We start from the raw sequence: 22,898 nt of genomic DNA, 5'->3' as shown, positions 1-22,898 counted from the left end.
GGAACAAAATGCTGCGCATCGAATGCCCCTGCTGCGGCCCGCGCGACCATGACGAGTTCCGCTACGGCGGCGATGCCTCGGTCACGCGTCCGGCCCATGACGATCCCGATCCGGAGGCCTGGTACCGTTACGTCTATATCAGGACAAACCCGGCCGGCCCGCACCGTGAATACTGGCAGCACGTGACCGGTTGCCGGCAATGGCTGGTGGTCGAACGCGACACCCGCAACCATGCCGTCGCATCAGTCGACTTCGCCAGGAAATCAACTCTCAGGAAATCACCGGCATGAGTTCGAACCGCAAACGCCTGCCGGTGGGTGGCCGTATCAGTCGCGAGGTGCCGCTCGATTTCACCTTCGACGGCCGCAAGCTGATTGGATATCGCGGCGACACCCTTGCCTCCGCGCTGCTCGCCAACGGCGTCACTCTCGTCGGGCGCAGCTTCAAATATCATCGCCCGCGCGGCATCTTTTCCGCCGGGCCGGAGGAACCGAATGCGCTGGTTACGCTCGGGATCGCAGGCAGGCGCGAGCCGAACCTGCCGGCGACGACACTGGAACTCGCCAACAGCATGGACGTGGAAAGCCAGAATCGCTGGCCATCGCTGGCCTTCGACGTACAAAGCGTCAACGGGCTGTTGGCGCCGTTTCTGTCCGCCGGCTTCTACTACAAGACCTTCATGGGCCCGACGCGCCGCGCCTGGATGTTCTACGAGCACTTTATCCGCAAGGCGGCCGGTCTGGGCAGAGCCGGCACCGGCCCGGATCCCGACCGCTACGAGGTTCGTCATGCTTTCGCCGATGTCGCAATTGTCGGCGGCGGCCCGGCGGGATTGTCAGCAGCGCGGGCAGCCGCCGCGGCCGGGGCGCGGGTCGCGCTGATCGAGCAGGATTTCCTGCTTGGCGGCCAGCTTCTGGCGGAACCGTCCGACAGCGCAGCGGCCGCATGGTTGAGGCAGGCCGAGGCCGAGTTGAAGGGCTTCGAAACCGTCGTGCTGATGAAGCGGACAACCGCTTTCGGCAGCTATGACGGCAATGTCATCGGGCTGGTCGAACAGCGCGATCCAACCGGTCCGAAGCCGAACGGCGAGGCGCGGCAAACGGTCACCATGCTGCGCGCCCGCTCGATCGTTTTCGCCACTGGCGCCATCGAGCGACCGATGGTGTTCTCGAACAATGACCGGCCCGGCGTCCTGCTTGCCTCAGCCGCCCGGACCTATCTCAACCGTTTCGCTGTCCTGCCGGGCAAGAAAATCATTGTCGCCACCACCAATGACGGTGCCTGGCGCACCGCCTTCGACTATGCCGCAGCCGGCGCGGAGGTGACGGTTGCGGATCTGCGCGCAGTCCCGCCCGCAGCACTTGCCGCGGAAGCCGCACGGCTCGGCGTAATGATACGGGCCGGGACGCGGATCGTCGACCTGCACGGCGGCCATGCCGTCAGGCACGTAACGCTCAACGGGCCGGAGGGCCAGTCCTCGGCCGCCTGCGACCTGGTCTGCGTGTCCGGCGGCTGGTCGCCAACCGTGCATCTCACCTCGCACCTCGGTGTCAAACCTGTCTATCGCGACGATATCGGCGGCTTCGTGCCGGGCGCGTTTCCGGCCGGCCGGCTGGGTGCCGGCGCGATGATTGGGGCCTATGCAACTGCCGATGCCATCGAGGACGGTCATCGCGCCGGCATCGACGCGGCAGCCTCCGGCGGCAAGTCGGCGCCGGTTCCCGCTCCGGCCAAACTCGATCTCGGCGACACCGCCACGACGCTACTTCGCGAAGCGCCTTCCGTCGGACATGGAAAAGCCTTCGTCGATTTTCAGATGGATGTGACGACGAGGGATATCGAACTCGCCCATCGCGAGGGCTATGAATCGGTCGAGCATCTGAAGCGCTACACCACGCTCGGCATGGGTACCGATCAAGGCAAGACCAGCAATTTTCCGGCGCTTGCCGCGATGGCGGCGCTGCGCAACGCAACGATTCCCGAGACCGGCGTCACGACCTTCCGCCCGCCCTATACGCCAGTTGCCATCGGGGCGCTTGCCGGGCGCGCCATGGGCCATCATTTCAAGCCGATCCGCCGCACGCCAATGCACGACTGGCACATGGCCAACGGCGCCGAGATGCTCGAGGTGGGGCTCTGGATGCGGCCCTATTTCTACCGGCAGTCCGGACATGACGTGAATGAAGCCTATGTCGCCGAAATGCGGAATGTACGTCAGGCCGCGGGGCTGATGGACATCTCCACGCTCGGCAAGATCGACGTCCAAGGCCCGGATGCGGCAATCTTCCTCGACCGCGTCTACGCCAACGGCTTTGCCAAGCTGGCGGTCGGCCGCGCCCGCTACGGCGTCATGCTGCGCGACGACGGCATCGTCTTCGACGACGGCACCACGACGCGGCTGGCGGAAAACCGGTTCTTCATGACCACTTCGACCGCCAAGGCCGCCGATGTGCTGTCGCGTCTCGAATTCCTGCTCGACACGGCCTGGCCGGATTTGCGCGTGGCCGTCACTTCGGTCAGCGACGAATGGGCGGCGATGTCGGTTGCCGGGCCTAACAGCCGCGCGATCCTGAATGCAGCGTTTCCCGCTCTCGACGTTTCCGACGCGGCGCTTTCGCATATGGGACTACTCGAAAGCGAATGGGGGGGCCGTGCGCTCCGCATCCTACGTCTCAGTTATTCCGGCGAGCGCGCTTACGAAGTCTATACCGGCGCCACTGCCGGTGAACAGCTCTGGAGCCGTCTGCTCGAAGCCGGCAGACCATTCGACCTGAAGCCTTACGGCGTCGAGGCGCTAGGTGCGCTGCGCGTCGAAAAGAGCCATGTCGCCGGACCTGAAATCGATGGACGCACGACGCTCGACGATCTCGGCCTCGGCCGCATGGCCGGCAAGCGCAGCGGCTTCGTCGGCGACGTCCTGCGACGGCGCCCTGCCCTCCACGCGCCCAACCGGCAGCGCCTGGTCGGACTGGAATGCATCGAGGACGGAAAACGCCTGCGCGGCGGCGCCATCCTGTTCCTGCCGGATGAGAAACCCTATGGCCATGGGCGCGGTCGCATCACCTCCGTCACTTTCAGCCCCGAGCGCGGCCATTATGTCGGGCTGGCCCTGCTTGCCGGCGATGTCGCGGCAGAAGGAAGCGAGGTCGTGGCGGTCTATCCGATGAAGGCCGAAACAGTTCGCGCCCGCATTGTCTCGCCAGTATTCCTCGATCCACAGGGAGAACGGCTGCATGACTAGCTTGACCTCTTCTCGGGATTTCAGCCTATCCGTGGCCGATTGTCCGCTTATCCAGATCGAGGGCTGGGACGGGACACTGAGACAATTCGAAAAGAGCGTCTCGGCGTCGCTCGGCACGAAACTTCCCGCTTCGGTCGGAGAGACGGTTCGCCACAAGGGGCTTCTAATCATCCGCATTGCACCTCGCCGCCTCTGGCTGGTTCTCGACGAAGGCACGCAAGCGCCCGCGCTTTCCGTCGACCCCGATCTCGGCTGTTCTGTTCCCCTCGGCGAAGGTCGTGTTCGTTTGAAAATGGCCGGCCCTGACATCGCAAGGCTTCTGTCCGGCTGCATTACCGTCGACTGGCACGCGCCGGCCGCCGCTCCGGGCCGCGCCGTGCAGACATCCTTCCATCATGTCTCCGTGCTCTTCCTGCGCACCGGCGAGGCCGCGTGCGAACTCATCGTGCCGCGAAGTTTTGCCCGCAGCCTCTCGGATTGGATTGCGGATGGCTAGCCAATGGTGGTTTCTCGGGCAAGGATCGGCTTTAGCGGCCGATCCAAGCCGCTATCACGAAACCGTTTACCCTCTTGCTGGCCAGTCTTGCAGAAGCGTAATCCCAAATTTCGGCGCGGCTGCTTTGAGCCGCTCGATATCGGCAGGCGTCGGCGGCCCGACCACCTCTCCCTTGCCGAGTTCATGGCCACCTTCGGCGAGGAACTGCTCGAACACACTTGGCGTGTCTATCAGGATGTAGCGAACGGGCTGGTTGCCGGGATTCACGAGCTGGTGCGGGATGCCGCGCTTCAAAAACATGCTCTCACCGGGCGAGAGCGTTCGGACCTCGCCGGCCACAATTGCGGCCAACTGCCCTTCGATGACGTAGACTGTCTCGTCGTCATTCGCGTGAACATGGATTGGTGTTTTCGTCTGCCCGTCGCTTCGGTTTTCGAAGAGACTCAACAAGCCTCCCGTCTGTTCGCCGGAGACCAGTCGCTTCATGACGATGCCTGCGAGCACGAATTCCTTTGGGTCAACATCTGTCATTGATCCAATCTGCCAGGTACATTCGGAGTAGGCCCGTACCGTGCCGTCAAGCAGACAAACTGCGCAGCGACATCCGGCAAACGTCGAACGGGCTCACGGGTTCCCGGTCGCCGGAGTTCCCTCTTCCCAAGCTCACTTTGGACGAAAAGCCGGCTAACCGGACATGCTGGCCGACACCGACATACGCCAACTCGAGGGCGCCGCAGAGGTCCGTCTAATTGACGGCGAAGCTGCAACGGGCTGCCAGACTCTCGCCAGGGCCAAGCACCGACAGTCCATTCCATTTGTCGATCGAACCACGATTGTGAGCATCGACCGCATGACTGACCGGTTCAAAACAGAAGAAGTCGCTCTCGTCCGATGGCGAATAGACCAGGTAGAAGTTCAAGGGCGACGAAGCTTCAATCCGCAGGCTGCAACTGTGCTCCGGCCACGATATGGTAGCGACGCCGTCCCAGCCGGCAAACAGATTGTTTATCCATCCGCTCGGCAATACGGCCGGGGCGCCGAAATCCCAATCGGGACGGGTTTTGACATCCACAAACCGTTCGGGGAGATGGCTGGGCAGTTCGAGACAAACCTGCGAGGCCGGCGCATGAAGCGCGGTCCGTGCCGTTCTCGGGAACCATGGATGGATACCAAGCCCGAACGGCAGCCTGACCGAGGCCCGATTGACGATGCGAAGCTTCAGCTCGAGCCCTTGTCTGGCTAGCGCGTAGCTCACATCGGCGCGATATCGGTATGGGCCGGGTCCTTTGCTGATAAGGGACAGCTTTGCGTTATCTTGCGCTACGCTGTCGACGTCCCACTCGCTCGAAAATCCATTGCCGTGAACGGGAAATGGCTCGCCTGCAACATTGGCAGGCAGTTCGTGGAATTTGGAGTCGAATGTGAATCCGCCGCCCGAGATGCGATTCGACCACGGCAAAAGCAGGTTGCAGGCAAGGTCGAATGGGTTGCTGCTCCCGCCGTTTGGCCAAGGCCTGAAGATCGGCACGCGCCCATGGTCCAGTCTCGCAAGACCTGCCCCAAGCGACGGGACGATTTCAGCGGACAGGTCTCCGCTTCCGATTTTGATCGTTCGGACCATCAGTTTCAGACGGTATCGGCCTTGGCAGCGGCGATCGGCTGTGGATGGCGGCCTTTGCGAGCCACTGCAAGGAGGTCGTTCGACGCGATCCCGATGAGCGCCTTCATCTGATCGTGAGCGTCGTCGGCCCTGCGCATCCGGATTGCCTCCAGCACGTCGCCATGCGCGCTCAGCGTCTGCTGGTAATTAGCGGTGGCCGATGTGGTCAATCGGAAGGAGAAGCTGAGGGCGGCAGCAAGCATATTGCCGAGATTGGCGAACACCGGGTTGCGGCTGGCACGAAGGATGGCGGTATGAAACCTGACGTCGGCATCGAGACACGCAGCAAGGTCGTCCTGCGGAGCAATGCGCATGGCCTCATAGGCGGCTTCGATGACTGCGAGATCGCCTGACGTCGCCATCTTGGCCGCAAGGTGGGCGGCCGCGGGTTCAATGATCAGCCGCGCCTCTATCAATCCGCGGACGAAATCGAGATCGGGCTCGATATCGCGCATCCATTCCAGAACCTGTGCATCCAGCCTGTTCCATTCGCTCGACACGCGCACACGCGTCCCGGCCCGCTTGCGTGCCTCGATCAATCCTTTCGCCGAAAGCGTCAGAAGAGCATCGCGAAGCGCCGTGCGGCTCGCCCCGTAGATAACGCAAAGTTCAGCTTCCGTCGGCAAGACGGAGTGCTGCGCGTAGGAGCCGGCGAGGATTCGCTGTCCGAGATCGCGTGCGATGCGATCCTTGAGCGATGACGTGGCGCCATCTGCGGCAGGAATGTCCTGCTTGCCTTGGCCAGTCGAAGCGATCGCCGTGTCCATCGTCATGTCCTGTTCAAGTGGTACTCGGCAATTACCACAGCAAGTATCAGCAGCGAGCCCTTGGCAAGCAACTGATAGAAGGTTGGCACGGACGTCAGTATCATTCCGTTGTTGAGGACACCAATGATGGCGACGCCCAGTAGTGCGCCGACGATCGTGCCCTTACCGCCCTGCAAGGCGCAGCCACCCAGAACGGCCGCTGTGATGGCCTCGAGTTCCAGGCCTTGGGATCCGGATACGGGCTGCCCCGAGCCGGTACGGGCAGCCAACAGAATCCCGGCCAATCCGGCCGCCACTCCACTCATGATGTAGATGCCGACACGGTAGCGGTTGATGTTGATGCCGGAGAAGCGTGCAACAACGGGATTGCCGCCCAGGGCATAGATGTTGCGGCCAACGATCGAGCGGGCAAGGAAGAGATGGAACACGATCGCGGTCAGCAAAAGAATCCAGATCAGCAGAGGCAGGCCGAGGATTCGTCCGATCCCAATGAAGCGGAAAGTGTCGCTGAAAATCGCGATCGATTGCCCATCGGATATGATGAACGCGATGCCGCGGAAGATCGCCATCGTACCGAGAGTCGCGATGACAGCGTTGACCCGCCCGTAGGTGATGATGATGCCGTTCACGAGGCCGGCAAGACCACCCAGGACCAGGCCGGCAAGAATGCCCGCTGCCGGCGATCCGGTCGCCTGAATGGCCATTGCCGTCGATACTGTGGTCAGACCGACGATTGCGCCGACGGCAATATCAAGCCCGCCGGCGACGATGACCACGGTCTGGCTCATCGCCAGGACGCCCAGGATGGTAATGCCCAGACCGATGTTCAGCAGGTTTCGGCTCGAGAAGAACACGTCGCCTCTCAGAGTGCCGAAAATGAGCACGAGAATGGCGAGAGCAACCAGGAGGCTTATGTTGTGAATGCCGATGCGCTCTGCCATGCGCAAGGAAGGGCGTCTTTTGCCGGTTTGTGTTGTTGCTGTCCTGAGCTCAAGGCTGTTCACTGAATTTGTCCTCCGAGCGATGCTACAGATTGCGGCATGGCGTGCTTCAGGATCGTGGCCTCATCGATGTCTGGGCGGGAAAGTTCGGCCGTGATCCGGCCTCCAGCCATGACAAGCACCCTGTCGGCGAGCCCGATCAGTTCGGGCATTTCCGAGGAAATCAGGATTATGCCGATACCGCTTGCGGCGAGTTCATCGATCAGGCGATAGATTTCCGCCTTGGCGCCGATGTCGATGCCGCGGGTCGGCTCGTCGAGGATGAGAAGCATCGGCTGCCGGGCAAGCCAGCGCGCGAGAACGACCTTCTGTTGATTGCCACCCGACAATTTCGAAACCTGTTCGTCGAGGTTGGGCGCCTTGATCGACATCTTTGCTGCAAGCGGTGAGACGATCTCCAGTGCCTTGCGCCGGTTGAAGAAGCCGAAGGTCGACGTCTTGTCGGGCACGCAAAGCGAGGCGTTGTCAAGAATGCTTCGGAACAGCAGCAGGGCCTCGTGCTTGCGGTCTTCGGGGGCGAAGCCGATGCCTGCCACGATCGCTGCATGCGGACTGTTGGGGCCAACGGGCACGCCGCTCATCGTTATGGTTCCGTCGAGGCGCCGATCATAGCCGACAATCGCCTTTGCCAGCTCGGATCGACCCGCACCCATAAGGCCGGCAATGCCGAGCACCTCGCCGCGGCGGACCTTGAGGCTCACATCGGTGACGTGGTCGGTGGTCAAGCCCGCCACCTCCAGCAACGGTAGCCCCGATTGCCACGTCTCGCGCGTAAACAGATCGGCGATGTCACGGCCGACCATGAGTTTGGCTATGGTCTGCTCGCTGGCACCGTCCGCGCGGGAATCGTCGACCAGCCGGCCGTCCCGCAAAACGACAATGCGATCCGCAAGGTCGATGACCTCGTTCAGCCTATGAGAGATGTAGACGATCGAAGTGCCCTCTTCGCGCAGCCGCCGAATTACTGAAAACAGACGGCGCGCTTCGTCGTCGGTCAGCGACGAGGTCGGCTCATCGAATGCGATCAGCTGGCCGCCAGCACGTATGGCGCGCATGATTTCGATCATCTGGCGCTGTGCCGGGCCGAGCGTGCTGCAGAGTTGACGCGCCCGCATATCCTGCTGCATGCCGAAGGTCGCAAGCACCTTGTCGGTCTGCTCCTCGAGCCTATGCCAGTCGAGCAGGACGCCTGCCAGCCGTGGCAGTTCGCCGACGAAAATGTTCTCGGCCACGGTCAGGTTCGGAACGATCTCCGGCTCCTGATGGATGACGCGTATTCCGGCTCTGTGGCTGTCGCGCGGTTCGCTGAAAACGATCGGCGTGGAGCCATACAGCACGGTGCCGGTGTCCGGTGCGAACACGCCCTCGAGAATTCGCATCATTGTCGATTTGCCGGCGCCATTCTCGCCAACCAGAGCGAGCACCTCTCCTGGCCGAAAGGCAATCGAGACATTGTCGAGCGCCTGCACGACGCCGAAGCGCTTCGATATCCTGTCGAGCGAGAAGAAATCCGATTGCATCAAAGCTCACTCCCGAGGATCGATCCCGTGTGCCTGCCGACGAACTGCCGGCCCAAAGAGCGTCATGCGCCCTGCGGCATGACGCATATCTGGTTCAGTGGCAGAGCTTGGCTTTGTAGTCCGACGCAAAATTTTCGGCGGTGATGTATTCCGGGTCCGTGAAGGACTGAACGGGAAGCTTCGTTCCGTCCTTGATGGAGGCCAAGAGAATCTTCACCGCCAGCGCGCCATGATTTTCCGAATTGAGCCACATCGTACCACGGAACGCCGAGGGCTTTCCGGATCCGAAAGCGTCACAAGCGCGGCTCCCGTCGATGCCGATCCCCATGCCCTGGTCTGCGGTATAGCCGGCGTTTTCCAGGGCTCGCGCACCACCCAGCACGCCATCATCGTTGCATGAATAGAATATCCAGTTCGTGACGCTGGGATTGGCCGTCAATGTGGTGGTCATCACGTCGATGGCGTTGACCATCGTATTGTCGTAGGGGACGCGAACGATATTGCCCGGCTTGAAATCGGACACCGCCTTCAGGAATGCTTCTTCCGCGCCCTTGTTGCGCTGCATGCAGGTATCCGCTTTGCGGTCCTCGATCGACGCGATGCGCACCTCTTTACCCGCCCAGCCGTCGGCCTTGTAGAGCTTGGCAAGCTCTTCGCCCACCCGCGCACCGATGTTGTAGGCATTCATGCCGACATAGGGGACCTGAGTGCCGTCCTCGTAGTAGATGTCGTCGTCGACCGCCACCAAGGGAATTTTTGCGGCCTTTGCTTTCTCGGCGATGACCGGTCCCAGCGCCTTGTCGGGGACGACAATGGCGATGCCTTTTACGCCATCGCCGACCATCGTATCGAAGGTCGTGATCGTCAAATTGGCGTCGAACTGAACGTCCTGCGACACGAACGCAGCCCCTGCCGCCTCGGCCGCTTTCTTGGCGCCGCCGACTTCGGCGACAAACCATGGATGGTCTCCCATCTTGTTGATGTAGCCGATCTTGATGTCGTCTGCGCTTGCTGCGCCACTCATCAGTCCGGCAGCCAGTACCGCAAATGTCGCCAAAGCCTTTGTTGTGGTTTTCATGAAGATCCTCCCTGAGAGCTCGATGGTCGTTGCTAGTCGTGGTAGAGAACCGAGCGCCCACCATCGATGGTGATCGTCTCGGCATTTATGAACGGCGCTTCGTCCGAAGCGAGGAAAACCGCCGTCATTGCAACCTCGTCCGGCCGGCCAATGCGCTTGGGCGGATGAAGGTCGTAGGCTCGCCGCTTCTCCTCGGCGGGGTTCGGGAATGTGTTCCAGTAGGCTTCCGCGATCGGCGTCTCGATATAGCCGGGGGCGATCGCGTTCACCCGGATACCGCGCGCGGCATATTCGATGGCCAGCGAACGGGTCAGGCCCAAAAGTGCATGCTTGGCGACCGGATACGGGAATGTACGGGGAATGATCTGGAACGCGTGACAGCTCGCTATGTTGACGATAGACCCCGAGCCCTTCGCCAGCATCGTCGGCAAGACTGCCTTGGCGCAGAACCATGCGGCCTGGAGGTCTAGCTTGAGACAGCGGTCCCATTCCTCATCCGGCATCGCCAGTGGTTCGTAGAAGACGTTGGCACCGGCATTGTTGACGAGAACGTCGACGCCGCCATAGCTCGTGATCGTGCGGGCGACCATGTCCGCGACCGCGGATGCGTCCGTGACATCCGTCTCGACGAACGATACGTCGGCGCCTCCGACACGCAGTTCGTCGGCGATCGCTTTGCCGCTTGCCGCATTCAGTTCGGCAATGACGGTCTTTGCCCCATGCATCGCAAAAGCCCGGGCGGTGGCGGCACCGATGCCTTGGCCGGCGCCTGTGACGATTGCGATCTTTCCTTGCAGCCGGCCTGCCATTGCATTCACCAGTCGACCACGGTGCCGTCCGGCATGACGGCGTTGCGGGCATGCAGCACTTCCTGCTTGAAGGGGTGGCGCGCGATAACGTCCTCCTTGACGGTGACGCCAAGGCCCGGCAGTTCGGGCAGATCCCAGCGGCCTGGCTTGCGCCGAATTGGCCAGGTAACGACATCGTCGTACCAGGCGACGGCACCGGACATCTCCTCCTGAATGACAACGTTTGGGGTCGATATGCCGAAATGAAGAGCAGCCACACCGGCGATCGGACCGAGCGGGTTGTGCGGCGCAAGGCCGATGCCTGCGGTTTCCGCCATGGCCGCGATCTTCTTTGTCTCGAGCAGACCGCCAGTGTGGCAAATATCCGGCTGGGCAATGTTGAAGGCGCGGGCTGCGATCGAGTGCGTGAATTCGCGGCGCCCGATCAGCCGTTCGCCGGACGCGATCGGCACGGCCGATCGCGCCGTGATATGCGCCAGTCCGGCAACATCTTCGGGCGGCACGGGCTCTTCCGCGAACATGATGCGGGCCGGCTCGATTGCCTTGAGGTAATCCATCGCCGCGTTAACCGATGCAGGGCGTCCGTGGAAATCAACCATGATGTCGATATCCGGGCCTACCGCCTCGCGAAGTGAGCCAACCATGTTGGCAACAGAATCGACTGCCTTCGCAGGAGACACGTAGTGGGTGTAGGGAATGCAGACGACCTTGACCGCATCGTAGCCTGCTTGCGTCACGATGCGTCCGCGTTCCACGATGGCATCCGCGGATCCGGTCTCATAGACCGCCTTCATGTCCCCGAGGCCGAGATGCGTATAGGTGCGCAGATAGTCGCGGACCCGACCGCCCAAAAGGCGCCAGACGGGGACGCCCAACGACTTGCCCAATATGTCCCAGAGCGCGATCTCGATGCCGCTGACGGCGGACATTCCCTCGACGCCAAGACGCCAAAAGCCGTGCCGCGTAAGTATCTGGTAGCACTGCTCCACATTGCGCGGATCTTGCCCGATGAGCAGGGCCTCAAGGTCCTGAAGCGCCCCAACGACGGCTCGGGTCTTCCATTCCAGCGTTGCCTCACCCCAGCCAAACAGCCCGGGCTCGTCGGTTTCGACGCGAACGAAGACCCAGTTGCGCATTTCCGCATTGCAGACGCGCGCCTTGATGGCCGTGATTTTCATTGGTCCTCCCAGACCTGCCGTCTTTTTTCGAGGCAATATGTATGATTTATTACGGATAATATGAACGAGTCAAGCGCAACATCGATGTGGACCAGCGCCTCGCCTCGACGTTCAGCGCAAATGCGCAACCATCATGTCCTCGCCACCCATCCAGCGCAGGCATCAGCAGCTCACTCAGCTTGCCTGATCAGTATTCGCTGACGTCGATGACAGCCTGGGCAAAGGCTTGCGGGGCTTCTTGAGGCAAGTTGTGGCCGATACCGCCGATGATGATCCGGTGCGTGTATCTGCCCGAGAATTTCTTGGCGTAGGAACTGCTGTCGGGATGGGGTGCACCATTGGCATCACCCTCAAGGGTAATGGTCGGCACTGTGATCACGGGAGCTTCGGCCAGCCGGTTTTCCAGAACGTCATATTCCGGCTCGCCATGTGCCAGGCCGAGCCTCCAGCGGTAATTGTGAATGACGATGCTGACGTGATCCGGGTTGTCCAGGGCTGCGGCGCTGCGCTGGAAGGTGTCATCGTCGAAATTCCACTGCGGCGAAGCGAGTTTCCAGATGAGTTTGGCGAAATCGCGCGTGTATTTCTCGTAGCCGGCGCGGCCGCGATCCGTGGCGAAGTAATACTGATACCACCATTGAAGCTCCACCTCCGGTGGCAGCGGCACCACGCCGACCTGCTGATTTCCGATTAGATAGCCGCTCACCGAGACGATCGCCTTGCAACGCTCCGGCCAGAGCGCGGCAACGACATTGGCCGTTCGGGCGCCCCAGTCGCAGCCGGCGATCGTGGCCTTTTCGATCCCCAGCGCATCCATCAGCGCGATCGCATCCGCGGCGAGCGCCGACTGCTGGCCATTGCGCATCGTCTCGTCCGACAAAAATCGCGTAGTGCCGTAGCCGCGCAGGTAGGGCACAATCACGCGGTACCCCTTTGCGGCAAGCAGGCGAGCGACGTCGGTGTAAGTGTGAATGTCATAAGGCCAGCCATGAAGCAGGATCACTGGGGCACCTTCGGCGGGCCCTAGCTCCGCATATCCGACGCTCAGCTTTCCGGCATTGACCTGGCTGAGCGAGCCGAATGATTTCTGCCTGGGTTGCATCGCGGATGCCTTCGCCTCGACCGTCCAAGTGGCTGCCGGTGCGTTCAAGCCGAGTTCGGTGGCGGCGAACGTCATTGCCGTTGCACCAACAATGCGTCGGCGGCGATGATCGACCGTCTCGGGAGCTTTATTCGCATTCATGATGAAGCCTCTATGATGACCAACAAGCGGGAGCGACCAGAACCCGCCGCCGTATCGGCCGACAGGAAATATTGCGCCTATTCCGACGGTGACTGCGACGAATCCAGGATTGTAACCGCTCGGCCAGGAGGCAGTGCGGCGAATTCTGACCGGATGCCGGTAAGGTCCAGCGTTTCCTCGATTTCCCTCCTGAGAAATTCGAGACGTAGGCCGTCCCCGCGCTTGGAAGCGGCTGGATGTAGCATCCGCAGAAACGGCAGCATGAGAATGACTCCTGATCTTTGTTGGGGTGAGAGGATATATTGCGTCTGATCTTATGCTCGGAGCCACCCTCGGCTTTTAGACGAGGCCCTCACGATCCATTGCGATGCGCACGGCCGGTCGCGCAGCCATTCGGGCGCGAAGCGCTTGCAAAGGCGCGGGAACAGGGACGTGGAAGCGGGCCGCCCAAAGCAGCATCACGAAAAGATAAAAATCCGCCACGCTGGGTTTGTCGCCGAACAGATAGTCGGTCTCGAGCCCGTCAGCGACGAACTCGAGTTGGCTCGTAATCGCCGCGCTCGCCTTGGCCTTTTCGGCATCGCTGCTTTGGTGCCACATCGGCTTGAAGCTTCGGTGTATTTCAGTTGAGACGTAGGCCAGCGCTTCGAGAACGCGGGTACGGCCCAACGGCCCCGCCACTCCCAGTGCCGGGTATTGTGACGCAATCCAGTCGAGGACTGCGATATTTTCCGTCAGCGCTTCGCCGCTATCCAGCACGAGGGCTGGAACATAGCCCTTGCGCGTGACGGTGGTGAAATCATCCCCGGAGCTCGTTCGTTTGGTTTTGAGGTTCACGCTTTCGCGCTCGAAGGAAACACCGGCCTCTTCCAATGCGATGTGATCCGCCAGGCTACAGGCGAGAGGGCTGTAGTAGAGTTTCACCGTTTTCCCTTTCTGACCCCGATTGAGTTCCGCAATTGGTCGTCGCCGGGCGAAAACCTGCCCAGCGCCACGCGAGACAACTGCTCCAAAAACTCGCACTTGGCGGGGACGACGACTACGACACCGACAGCTAGGCATGCCTGTGCCGAGGTATGATCGGGCTGAAGTTCGGGATCGCCGTGCGCAATGCCGGACGGTATCTCAGCTCAGTGGCCAACGGTTACCTGGAGGAATTCAGAACCTTCCATGACGGCGTCATCGCCAGCCCGGCCAGTCCTTCGCTCAGGAAATCATAAACGAAAGTATTGGACGCACGCGCCGTTGGCACGATGGCTCACACCCGGCCACGGCCGGCATATTCCGCGCGGCATGAGCAGACTGGAAGGCGAAAGCTGTGGCCTGCTTTTGCTCGATTGCCACCAACGCGATGACGCAGCTTCCAACATAGGAGTCGCCATCATGGCCGACCTTTCCGAAACCTCCACAGCCGAGCACACATTGCACGTCGAAGCGCCCGACGCGATCGAGGTCGACGTCTCCTCGCTGAGGCCAGGAACGTCGCTGATCGTCGACTGGCACGGCAATCCGGTGGTCGTGCGCAACCGCACTGAGCAAGAGATGAAGGACGGCCAGTCAGTCAGTCTCGCCGAGCTCAAGGATCCAATCGCCCGCAACGCCAACCTGCCGGTCGACGCGCCGGCAACCGACGCTAACCGAACTATGCCGGGCAAGGAAGCCTGGGTGGTGATGGTCCAGGTCTGCACCCATCTCGGCTGCATCCCGCATGGTCAGGAAGGCGACTTCGATGGCTGGTTCTGTCCGTGCCACGGTTCACAATACGACACCGCCGGCCGCATCCGCAAAGGTCCGGCACCCGAGAACATGGCGGTACCGGTGTTCCAGTTCGTTTCCGACACCAAGATCCGCATTGGTTGAGGCAGGGGGCATTTCGATGAGCGGCGACAAACACTCGACCTATACGCCCAAAACCAGAATCGCACGTTGGTTCGATGCCCGCCTGCCGCTGCCGCGGCTGGTGCACGACAGCTTCATCGTCTATCCGGTGCCGCGCAACCTGAACTATGCCTATACGTTCGGCGGCATTCTCACGATCATGCTGGTTTCACAGATCCTGACCGGCATCGTGCTGGCCATGCATTACGCTCCTGATACGGGACTGGCCTTCAATTCAGTCGAGGAGATCATGCGCGACGTGAATTCGGGCTGGTTGCTGCGCTATCTCCATTCCAACGGCGCGTCGTTCTTCTTCATTGCCGTCTACATCCACATCTGCCGCGGGCTCTACTATGGTTCCTACAAGGCGCCGCGTGAGCTGCTGTGGGTGCTCGGTTGCACCAATCTCCTGCTGATGATGGCGACGGCCTTCATGGGCTACGTGCTGCCTTGGGGACAGATGTCGTTCTGGGGCGCTACTGTCATCACCAACTTCTTCACGGCCGTCCCACTGATCGGCGACTGGCTCCAGCAGCTTTTGCTCGGCGGGTTCGCGGTCGACAATCCGACGCTGAACCGCTTCTTTGCGCTGCATTACCTGCTGCCATTTGTGCTTGCGGGCGTGGTGACCTTGCATATCTGGGCGCTTCACGTCGTCGGCCAGAACAATCCGACCGGCATCGAGGTCAAATCGAAAACCGATGTCGTGGACTTCACGCCCTATGCCACCGTCAAAGATGCCTTCGGCATCCTCGTGTTCCTGTTCTTCTTCGCCTATTTCGTCTTCTACCTGCCGAACTATCTCGGCCATCCCGACAACAACACGATCGCCAATCCGCTGAAGACGCCGGCCCACATCGTGCCGGAATGGTATTTCTTGCCGTTTTACGCGATCCTGCGGGCCATCACCTTCAATATCGGGCCGATCGATTCCAAGCTCGGCGGCGTGCTCGCGATGTTCGGCTCGATCGCGGTGCTGTTCCTGGTGCCGTGGCTCGACACCTCGAAGGTGCGCTCGGCGGTCTACCGCCCCTGGTATAGGGTGCTCTTCTGGCTGTTCGTTGCCAATGCCCTCTTTCTCGGCTGGCTCGGCTCCCGACCGGCGGAAGGCGCCTACGTCGTCATGTCCCAACTGGCGACGCTTTACTATTTTGCGTTCTTCGTCATCGCCATGCCGGTGCTCGGGCTGATCGAAAAGCCGCGACGGCTGCCGAATTCGATCACCGAAGCAGTTCTCGAAAAAGACAAGGCCAGCGGCCGAGGCCCGATCGCCGGGCCGGAGGCCAAACATTGAACTGTGAATGGCGGTGATCGTTCATGAACTGGTGGAACTCTCCTCTGGTCTACATCGTGTTGCTCGGCCTCGCCGGGATCGTCGTTTGGACCCTCATCCCCAGACGCTTCGCCAATGCGAAGCTGGTCGTCCAACTCAGCTTTTTCCTCGCGATGTCGGCCATGGTTCTCGACCTGCGCGTCGTGCCATACGAGGCCGCAGGGGACAACGAGACAACCGGAGGAGCGATCCTCATGGGCTCGGTCAAGCTGCTCTGGTGGGTTCACCTTGCCTGGGCGCTAATCGGATTTGTCCGTATCTATCTCGTTTTTGAGCGAAAGCCGCGCGAGGCACGTCTCCTGCAGGACGTCGTGGTCGGTATCGTCTATGCTGGAATGTTCCTGTCGATCCTGGCGTTCGTCTTTGCGGTGCCGGTCGGAACGCTCATTGCCACGTCCGGCGTGTTTGCCGTCATCCTGGGACTGGCGCTCCAGAATACGCTCGGTGACGTATTTTCGGGGATCGCGCTTAACCTCGGCCGCCCTTACGTACTTGGAAACTGGATCATTCTGAGCGACGGAACCGAAGGCCGCGTTGTCGAGACCAACTGGCGGTCGACCCAACTCCTGACCCCGACCCACAATGTCGTCGCGCTTCCGAACAGCCTTCTCGCCAAGATCGGGGTAACAAATCTAAGCGGTCCGGACGAGAGCCATGGACTTGCCGTAACCGTCAAGATGGCGCCAACGAAGACGCCGGCGATCATCGTAGACCTCATGCGCACCGTCTTGCTGAGCTGCAATTCAATCCTCCAGGACCCTTCGCCTTTGGTCACAATCAGAAGCCTGGATGCGGCAGCTATCGAGATCGAGTTGTTTTTTCGCGTCGCAAATCTTGACCAGCGAAGTGCCGCTCGGAACGAAATCTTCGATCTCATTTATCGCCATTCAAAGTCGACCGGCATGCTGCTGGCGGAGCCACTTTCGGCTTCGATTGCCATGACCAACCGGCTGAGCGACGAGAAGGCAGCCTCCCAAAGCTTCACCCCGATCGAACTCATCAGGTCCATACCGGTATTCTCGGCGCTAACGGATACCGAGCAGGAGTCGCTCGCCGCAGCGGCCTCGGTTCGCACCTACCATAAGGGCGAGATCATCGCACGACGGGGAGAGATGCTGCCGTCGCTCATGATCGTACGGACGGGAGTTATCGTCCGGCAAATTGGCGAGGACGATGCTCACCTGCAGGAGATCGGCCGGCTTGCACCCGGCGATTTCTTCGGCGAGACCGGCTTGCTCGCCGGCATTGGCGAGATGTCGAGTTTGCGGGCAATGACCCCCGTCGAGGTTTACGAGATAGACCAGGAAAGCTTTGCGCCGCTGCTGCACGAAAGGCCCGAAATGGCTGAAGATCTTGCGGCGATCCTGTCGAAGAGGGTGTCGGCTCTTAATGAAAGCGGCATCGCCGGACAGAACCACGCGAGCTCCAAATTCGCGCTCCTCAAAGCCATTCAGACAGTCTTTCGCGCCGCTCCGTTCAAGCGCGTTCGAGCACCTGGCTGACAAGGCATGCAGAAGGACAGAGATCCATGACCATCCGCCAAAGCGATATCACAGGCATCGATACAATCATCCAGCCGGCTATCCGTGATTTTGCCGACGGACTGAAGATAAGGCGCGTATTGCCCTCCTCGAATCGCCTGATGATCGGGCCCTTCATCCTGTTCGACCATTTCGGCCCCGCTATATTCGACGCAGGTCACGGTTTCGATATGGGACCGCATCCGCATATCGGCGTTGCGGCCGTGACCTACCTGATCGACGGCGAGATCGTCCACCGCGACAATTTCGGTAAAGTGCAGACCATCCGTCCTGGCGAGGTCAACTGGATGACGGCCGGGTCGGGCATCGTCCATTCCGAGCGCACGCCACCGGAAGTCCGGGCGTCGGGAAGCAATCTCTTCGGCGCTCAGGCTTGGATCGCCCTCCCCTCCCGCTATGAAGAAATTGCCGCCGACGTCGCACATTTTGGCGCTCCCGAAATACCCAGGATCTGTGCCGACGGCGTCGAGCTTACGTTGATCGCCGGCGCGTCCGACGGGTTGGTCTCGCCGGTAAGGACGTTCTCCGACATGGTCTATGCCGAAATTGTGCTCACGAGCGGTGCGCGATACCAGGTGAAACCCGAACACCGTGAGCGTGCAATCTACATCGTCGCCGGTGAGGTTGGAATTGTCGGCCAGTTCGGGACGTTTCATGAGGCCGAATTGATAGCTCTGGCGCCCGGCGCTGAGATTGTGCTCCAGGCGCCTGCCTTCCATGCGGCGAGGCTGATGCTGATAGGAGGCGAGCCCTTTTCCGAGCCACGTCATATCTATTGGAACTTCGTCTCCTCTTCAGCCGAACGGATCGAGCAGGCAAAGGCGGATTGGCGCGAACGCCGCTTCTCCGGCGTGCCGGGAGACCACGAGTTCATGCCTCTGCCAGATCGCAGCGTGTGAGGGATAAGGCAGCGGATGGTGACCTCAGCGCCGCGACAGCTTTACGCCGGTGGCGTAGGCAGACCACTACGATATCAAGTAGAGATCGTTCATCGTTTCCTCGTCGAGCAAACCGTCGAACCAGACGTCGAAGATTGTCTCGAGCAGGAACTCGTCGTTGCTTGCTTCGGAAAACAGCGTGAGGGACGCGTGCAACTTCTTCGCATCAACCTCACCGAAGACAGCGCGAGCGCTTAGGCCGGAGAGCCGCTGCAGTGTGCCAACACATTCCCGATAACGGCCTCCTAGGATCGGAAATGAGAGATAAGCGCTGGCTTCGTCGAGCGATGTGATTGAATATGGCTCAGGCGCAGTACCGCTTCGCCTGGTGGCCAACCTTGGGAAGATGAACTCCATATAGGGAGTGCACATCATTCCTTGACGGAGAATAGCCAGCGCGTCGTCGTAGACCGGATCCTGTGCGCTGACGAACCTCTGCAAATCATACTCGTCGTGCATTAGGATAGATCCCTGGGAAACCCTCAACATTCGTGCCCTGACTAGCCGTCGACGACATCTGCATAGTCCGGGTGCTTGGCGAAAAAGCGGCTCATGAAGGGACATTTCAAGATCGCTTTACGGCCGGTTTTGCGGAGCAGCTCGAAGGTGCCCTGCGCCAATCGCGACGCGATCCCTTGTCCGGAAAATTCCGACGGGACTTCGGTGTGTATCAGCGCGACCTTCCCGCCCTCGAGCCGATAGTAGGCCGCCGCAAACATATCGCCGGCGATCGGCAGCTCGAAACGGTCCTGTTCGACGTTTTCAACGACTTGTGCATCCATCTTTATCTCTCGATTGTATGTCACGTTTGTCACCGGAGGGAGATTGGCCGGCCGCTATCGCACCGCAGGCAACCGCAGAGTGACGGTCGTGCCTGCCCCAAGTGTGCTCTGAATATCGATGCTTCCGCCTGACTGCTCGGCAAAGCGCTTCACCATCGGCAAACCGACGCCGCCGAGGCCTTCGCTTTTGGTGGTGAAGAACGGATCGAAGGCGCAGACCATCGTCTCGCTGGTCATCCCGATACCGCTGTCCGCGACACGGATATCTACCTGACCGGCGGTAGAGCTTTCAGAGGCCAAGCCGGCATCGATCGAGATGAAGCCGCCGTCAGGCATTGCATCGCGCGCGTTGAACAGAAGATTCAGAACCGCATTTTGCAATCCAAGGCGATCGCATCTCACCAAAGGCAGGTCCGATCCAACCCGAAGCTCAAGACCGAAATTGGCATCCAAGGCGCTCCGCACGAGGGTTTCGATCTCAGCCAGGCAAGCACCTACGTTTGTGTATTCGATTTCCGCGGGGCTCTCTCGGGCCAGGCTGATGGTTTGCCGGACAAGGCCACCAGCCCGTTCCAAAGCCGTTTTGGCGCCGGCAACTACAGGCCCAAGCGCCGGAGCCGCTTGGATGCTCGGATCGCGGGCCAGGTGGTTCAACGCCGACGAGGCGACCTGAATGAGATTGCCCAGGTCATGGACGATGCCGGCCGTCGACATTTGCACGGACATACCACTTCCAGGACCATCGGATGGGCTGTCGAAGACATCTTCTTTTATGTCCGGACGAAACATTTCATTACCCCGTTGGCTCAGCCGACACCTATTTGCTTCAATACACTATAATTTATGGTATTTATTATCCATTATGTCTAAGAAGACTCCGATACATACTTCTGTATATCCAAACGCGAGACCATGATCTATTGATAGCCGATCCCGCTGATGTAGTTGGCAAGCAGCCGTTCCTGCAGTTCCTCTTGTTTGAAGAGCGCCTTCATCGCATCACGGATATCGAGGACGCCTAGCGGTTTCGAGTCAGCCCCGAGCACCGGCACATTCTGCAGGCCTTGCGCGGCCATGGTCTGCCAGACTGAATGAAGATCATCATCGGGACCACAAGACACGATGGACCGGCTCATCAATGCCGCAATCGGCGCTTCTGTTGGCCCTGAATTCGCTAGATGGCGGACAAGGTCGGACTTGCTCAGCACGCCTGCCGCCTCCCCACTGCCGTGGCACACCACGACCAGGCCTATTGCGGGCCTGGAAAGTGAGAGTGCTGCACTGCGGAGTGGAGCGTCGACGTCGATCACCATGAGACGGGCCGATATTACTGGATGCAGACTGTCAATGCGCATGACGCCCCCTCCTGAGAGCGCCTCGCGGCCGCGGCCGGGAGGCTGGGATCGGTTCCAGGGTTTGGTCGCCGAGGTCGGCGCCTTTGCCTGGCCGGTCAGAATGGCGCGAAAACAAGCGCCATTCTGACCCATTCCAAAGATTAGCTTAGCGCTGCTTTGCTCAGGCCAAACTTCGCATCCCCCGAGCCCGGGACCGGTTTGAAGCCGATGTTCAGACGGTTCCAAGAATTGACCGCCATGACGACGAAGGTCAGATCGGAGATTTCCTTCTCGGAAAGCTGCGACCTGACCCGATCGTAGACCTCGTCCGGGACACCCTGCTCGGGCAGCTTGGTCAAGACTTCCGTCCATGCCAAGGCTGCACGCTCGCGAGGAACGAACAGGGTCGAATCCCGCCAGGCTGCCAGGTGGTAAAGGCGCAGTTCGCGCTCGCCATGAATCTTCGCCTGTTTGACGTGCATATCAAGGCAGAAGGTGCACCCGTTCAGTTGCGCGGCTCGGACGGCAACAAGGTCGCGGATCGGTTCTTCGATCGACCCCTCTCGCGTCGCACCAAGAAATTCAATAAATTTCTTCAGAAGTTCCGGCGACTGCTCCGCATAACTCGCGCGTTGGGCGACGGCTTTTCCTTTCGGAGCGACCGGTGACGCTGCAATATTCATTACTTATCTCCTTGAGGTGTTTGCAATCCATTGCAGCGTAAGGATGACCGGTGAGCCAAACTGTTGCTATCGTGCCGATGATATGTATTGCCATTCGATCGGTTTGGGGCGCCTAAACCGAAGTATAGGAAGCGGTGGAAATTGGCACCCTGAACGCTGCCCTCGGCAATTCGCTTTGCCGCAGGCATGCGACAGGTGCGCGGCGTTTGGGTCACTTGAAGGGCGAGGCTGAACCGACCGGTGTCGATAGAACCTGGATCGAAACTGCGCTCACTCTTCGAAGGGAGCGTTCATCACAAGATCAACTGCCGAAGTCGCCTTGTAGCCGGAAACAAAGCGCTCGCCGAAGTCCCGGGCAAAGTTGTCGTAGGTGGTTTCCGGCCTGACCTCGGCGATATGGCAAAAGCATCGGGCCATCCGTCGCTTCATTTGGAGGCGTGGAAACTCACCGATGATCTTTGCAATCTCGGCTGACGAAACGAGGCTGTATTGCAAGCCGACGACATCGAGGCAGATGCCGGCTGTGCAAAGCGCCACCTCAGCCTCCTTGTAGAGGCCGATCGACGGCGTCGAGTTGAGGGCGATGCTGTCCCAGATCAATTGGGCGCGCCGCTCGTCGAAGCCGCCTTCCCGAACGAAGGTGCGGGCGAGATCGGCGCCTTCCACTTCGAAACGGCGCGGCCCGGCGAAGTCCTCATTGAGCGTGACGTCATGCAACAGAGTTGCAACGGCAACAACCTCCGCGTCGTGCTGGATATTCTGAATCTGTCCGATCCGGGCCGCGAAAAGCCAGGATCGGACCACGTGGTTGAACAAGTAAGGTTCACATCGCTCGCGAGCATGTTCGATCGCTCGGCCGACAAGCGGTGTATCGGGGACCGAAATCCCCGCAAGTGTGCGGCTGGCGATCGAATTCATGTCACTGACCGTCCCTTCGCATATGCCCCGATGGTCCGGAGGGCCACGATTTCATTTCGCGTTCGTCGTCAGTTCCGTCTCGCTGGTGTCGACGACGAAAATAGCAAGCAGACGAGCGCCTTCCGTCTTGCTGGCGTTTTCGCTGACGGCATGACGGTCGCCCGGGAATTCCGAGAAACTCTCGCCGGCGCTATAAGTCTTCACCGGCCCATCGTTGACCTGGCTTCGGATCGCTCCCTCCAGGACCGTGGCATAGATGAACGCGGATTTGGGATGGGTATGGGCCGGCGACGTACCCCCCGGCGCGTACTCGACGAGCACGGCTTTCATGCTCTTGCCGGGCACGTTTGGAAGGGCCTGGTCGTAGACAAGCTTCACACTGGCGGCGTCATTGGCCATTGCTGCGGTGACGGAAGCGGCGGTGAGCGCGGCGCAGAGAAGTGTTTTGATCATGTCTGGTCTCCTTGTTGTGCGAATGGTGGACTATCCGATGATTAC

24 protein-coding genes are annotated in these 22,898 nt (G+C 60.5%); 7 read left to right on the top strand and 17 right to left on the bottom strand.

The genetic code is table 11. The features are described from left to right. The first annotated feature begins 8 nt into the window (after positions 1 to 8). From NKI01_RS17380 to NKI01_RS17370, 3 genes are read left to right on the top strand one after another with little or no spacing between them, the layout of a single operon-like run. Positions 9 to 290: a sarcosine oxidase subunit delta gene (locus tag NKI01_RS17380; protein ID WP_023717017.1), complete on the top strand. Its 282-nt coding sequence runs from the start codon at positions 9 to 11 to the stop codon at positions 288 to 290. Continuing rightward, positions 287 to 3,241 carry a sarcosine oxidase subunit alpha family protein gene (locus tag NKI01_RS17375; protein ID WP_352963997.1) on the top strand — a complete coding sequence of 985 codons (2,955 nt, stop codon included), beginning with the start codon at positions 287 to 289 and terminating at the stop codon, positions 3,239 to 3,241. Before NKI01_RS17380 ends, NKI01_RS17375 begins: the two co-directional genes overlap by 4 nt. After that, on the top strand, positions 3,234 to 3,737 hold the full coding sequence (locus NKI01_RS17370) for a sarcosine oxidase subunit gamma family protein (RefSeq protein ID WP_352963994.1): 504 nt from the start codon (positions 3,234 to 3,236) through the stop codon (positions 3,735 to 3,737). The genes NKI01_RS17375 and NKI01_RS17370 overlap by 8 nt, the downstream gene beginning before the upstream one ends. A gap of 66 nt (positions 3,738 to 3,803) precedes the next feature. Here the strand turns inward: NKI01_RS17370 and NKI01_RS17365 are convergent, their stop codons facing one another. From NKI01_RS17365 to NKI01_RS17320, 10 genes are all read right to left on the bottom strand, one after another. Further along, the gene (locus NKI01_RS17365) at positions 3,804 to 4,268 is read right to left on the bottom strand and encodes a cupin domain-containing protein (RefSeq protein WP_352589071.1); all 465 of its coding nucleotides are present in this window, start codon (positions 4,266 to 4,268) and stop codon (positions 3,804 to 3,806) included. 214 nt (positions 4,269 to 4,482) lie between these two features. Beyond that, on the bottom strand, positions 4,483 to 5,358 hold the full coding sequence (locus tag NKI01_RS17360; protein WP_023717013.1) for an aldose 1-epimerase: 876 nt from the start codon (positions 5,356 to 5,358) through the stop codon (positions 4,483 to 4,485). Positions 5,359 to 5,363: 5 nt separating this feature from the next. Next, positions 5,364 to 6,164, bottom strand: coding sequence for a FadR/GntR family transcriptional regulator (locus NKI01_RS17355; RefSeq protein WP_245278497.1), 801 nt, complete (start codon positions 6,162 to 6,164; stop codon positions 5,364 to 5,366). A 2-nt stretch (positions 6,165 to 6,166) separates the two neighbouring features. Beyond that, entirely contained in the window at positions 6,167 to 7,168 is a 1,002-nt protein-coding gene (locus tag NKI01_RS17350) for an ABC transporter permease (protein ID WP_023717011.1), read from the bottom strand. Then, positions 7,165 to 8,685: a sugar ABC transporter ATP-binding protein gene (locus NKI01_RS17345; protein ID WP_352483848.1), complete on the bottom strand. Its 1,521-nt coding sequence runs from the start codon at positions 8,683 to 8,685 to the stop codon at positions 7,165 to 7,167. Before NKI01_RS17345 ends, NKI01_RS17350 begins: the two co-directional genes overlap by 4 nt. Before the next feature lie 94 nt (positions 8,686 to 8,779). Then, a complete protein-coding gene (locus NKI01_RS17340) occupies positions 8,780 to 9,763 on the bottom strand; it encodes a substrate-binding domain-containing protein (protein ID WP_023717009.1) in 984 nt (327 codons plus the stop codon). 32 nt (positions 9,764 to 9,795) lie between these two features. Further along, positions 9,796 to 10,572 (bottom strand): SDR family oxidoreductase, encoded by a 777-nt coding sequence (locus NKI01_RS17335; protein WP_352589065.1) that lies wholly within the window; start codon positions 10,570 to 10,572, stop codon positions 9,796 to 9,798. A gap of 5 nt (positions 10,573 to 10,577) precedes the next feature. Next, positions 10,578 to 11,750 carry a galactonate dehydratase gene (gene dgoD / locus NKI01_RS17330; protein ID WP_023717007.1) on the bottom strand — a complete coding sequence of 391 codons (1,173 nt, stop codon included), beginning with the start codon at positions 11,748 to 11,750 and terminating at the stop codon, positions 10,578 to 10,580. A gap of 187 nt (positions 11,751 to 11,937) precedes the next feature. Next, a complete protein-coding gene (locus NKI01_RS17325; protein WP_352483847.1) occupies positions 11,938 to 12,993 on the bottom strand; it encodes an alpha/beta fold hydrolase in 1,056 nt (351 codons plus the stop codon). Between the two features lie 339 nt (positions 12,994 to 13,332). Then, on the bottom strand, positions 13,333 to 13,917 hold the full coding sequence (locus NKI01_RS17320) for a glutathione binding-like protein (protein ID WP_023717005.1): 585 nt from the start codon (positions 13,915 to 13,917) through the stop codon (positions 13,333 to 13,335). Positions 13,918 to 14,376: 459 nt separating this feature from the next. Here NKI01_RS17320 and petA point away from each other — a divergent pair, with 459 nt between their 5' ends. From petA to NKI01_RS17300, 4 genes are read left to right on the top strand one after another with little or no spacing between them, the layout of a single operon-like run. Beyond that, positions 14,377 to 14,853, top strand: a complete 477-nt coding sequence (gene petA, locus NKI01_RS17315; protein WP_031193388.1) for a ubiquinol-cytochrome c reductase iron-sulfur subunit — start codon at positions 14,377 to 14,379, stop codon at positions 14,851 to 14,853. Between the two features lie 16 nt (positions 14,854 to 14,869). Then, the gene (locus tag NKI01_RS17310; RefSeq protein ID WP_352483846.1) at positions 14,870 to 16,165 is read left to right on the top strand and encodes a cytochrome b; all 1,296 of its coding nucleotides are present in this window, start codon (positions 14,870 to 14,872) and stop codon (positions 16,163 to 16,165) included. Between the two features lie 23 nt (positions 16,166 to 16,188). Further along, positions 16,189 to 17,706, top strand: a complete 1,518-nt coding sequence (locus NKI01_RS17305) for a mechanosensitive ion channel family protein (protein ID WP_023717001.1) — start codon at positions 16,189 to 16,191, stop codon at positions 17,704 to 17,706. A 26-nt stretch (positions 17,707 to 17,732) separates the two neighbouring features. Then, a complete protein-coding gene (locus tag NKI01_RS17300) occupies positions 17,733 to 18,644 on the top strand; it encodes a pirin family protein (protein WP_023717000.1) in 912 nt (303 codons plus the stop codon). Between the two features lie 66 nt (positions 18,645 to 18,710). Here the strand turns inward: NKI01_RS17300 and NKI01_RS17295 are convergent, their stop codons facing one another. The 7 genes from NKI01_RS17295 to NKI01_RS17265 form a co-directional block, all read right to left on the bottom strand. Next, entirely contained in the window at positions 18,711 to 19,142 is a 432-nt protein-coding gene (locus tag NKI01_RS17295; protein ID WP_023716999.1) for a DUF1810 domain-containing protein, read from the bottom strand. Positions 19,143 to 19,183: 41 nt separating this feature from the next. After that, positions 19,184 to 19,465: a GNAT family N-acetyltransferase gene (locus tag NKI01_RS17290; RefSeq protein WP_352483845.1), complete on the bottom strand. Its 282-nt coding sequence runs from the start codon at positions 19,463 to 19,465 to the stop codon at positions 19,184 to 19,186. Between the two features lie 54 nt (positions 19,466 to 19,519). Beyond that, the gene (locus NKI01_RS17285) at positions 19,520 to 20,254 is read right to left on the bottom strand and encodes a sensor histidine kinase (protein WP_023716997.1); all 735 of its coding nucleotides are present in this window, start codon (positions 20,252 to 20,254) and stop codon (positions 19,520 to 19,522) included. Between the two features lie 128 nt (positions 20,255 to 20,382). Further along, positions 20,383 to 20,820 carry a CBS domain-containing protein gene (locus NKI01_RS17280; RefSeq protein WP_352483844.1) on the bottom strand — a complete coding sequence of 146 codons (438 nt, stop codon included), beginning with the start codon at positions 20,818 to 20,820 and terminating at the stop codon, positions 20,383 to 20,385. Positions 20,821 to 20,960: 140 nt separating this feature from the next. Beyond that, entirely contained in the window at positions 20,961 to 21,482 is a 522-nt protein-coding gene (locus NKI01_RS17275; RefSeq protein ID WP_352483843.1) for a carboxymuconolactone decarboxylase family protein, read from the bottom strand. A 270-nt stretch (positions 21,483 to 21,752) separates the two neighbouring features. Next, positions 21,753 to 22,199 (bottom strand): hypothetical protein, encoded by a 447-nt coding sequence (locus tag NKI01_RS17270; protein WP_352483842.1) that lies wholly within the window; start codon positions 22,197 to 22,199, stop codon positions 21,753 to 21,755. 252 nt (positions 22,200 to 22,451) lie between these two features. After that, positions 22,452 to 22,853, bottom strand: coding sequence for a cupin domain-containing protein (locus tag NKI01_RS17265; protein WP_352483841.1), 402 nt, complete (start codon positions 22,851 to 22,853; stop codon positions 22,452 to 22,454). Positions 22,854 to 22,898: the final 45 nt, after the last annotated feature.

It is taken from the genome of Mesorhizobium sp. M0815 (assembly GCF_040319995.1).
Taxonomy (GTDB): Bacteria; Pseudomonadota; Alphaproteobacteria; order Rhizobiales; family Rhizobiaceae; genus Mesorhizobium.
Note: the sequence above shows the minus strand (reverse complement) of the source record. Positions and strands in the feature narration are given on the sequence as shown.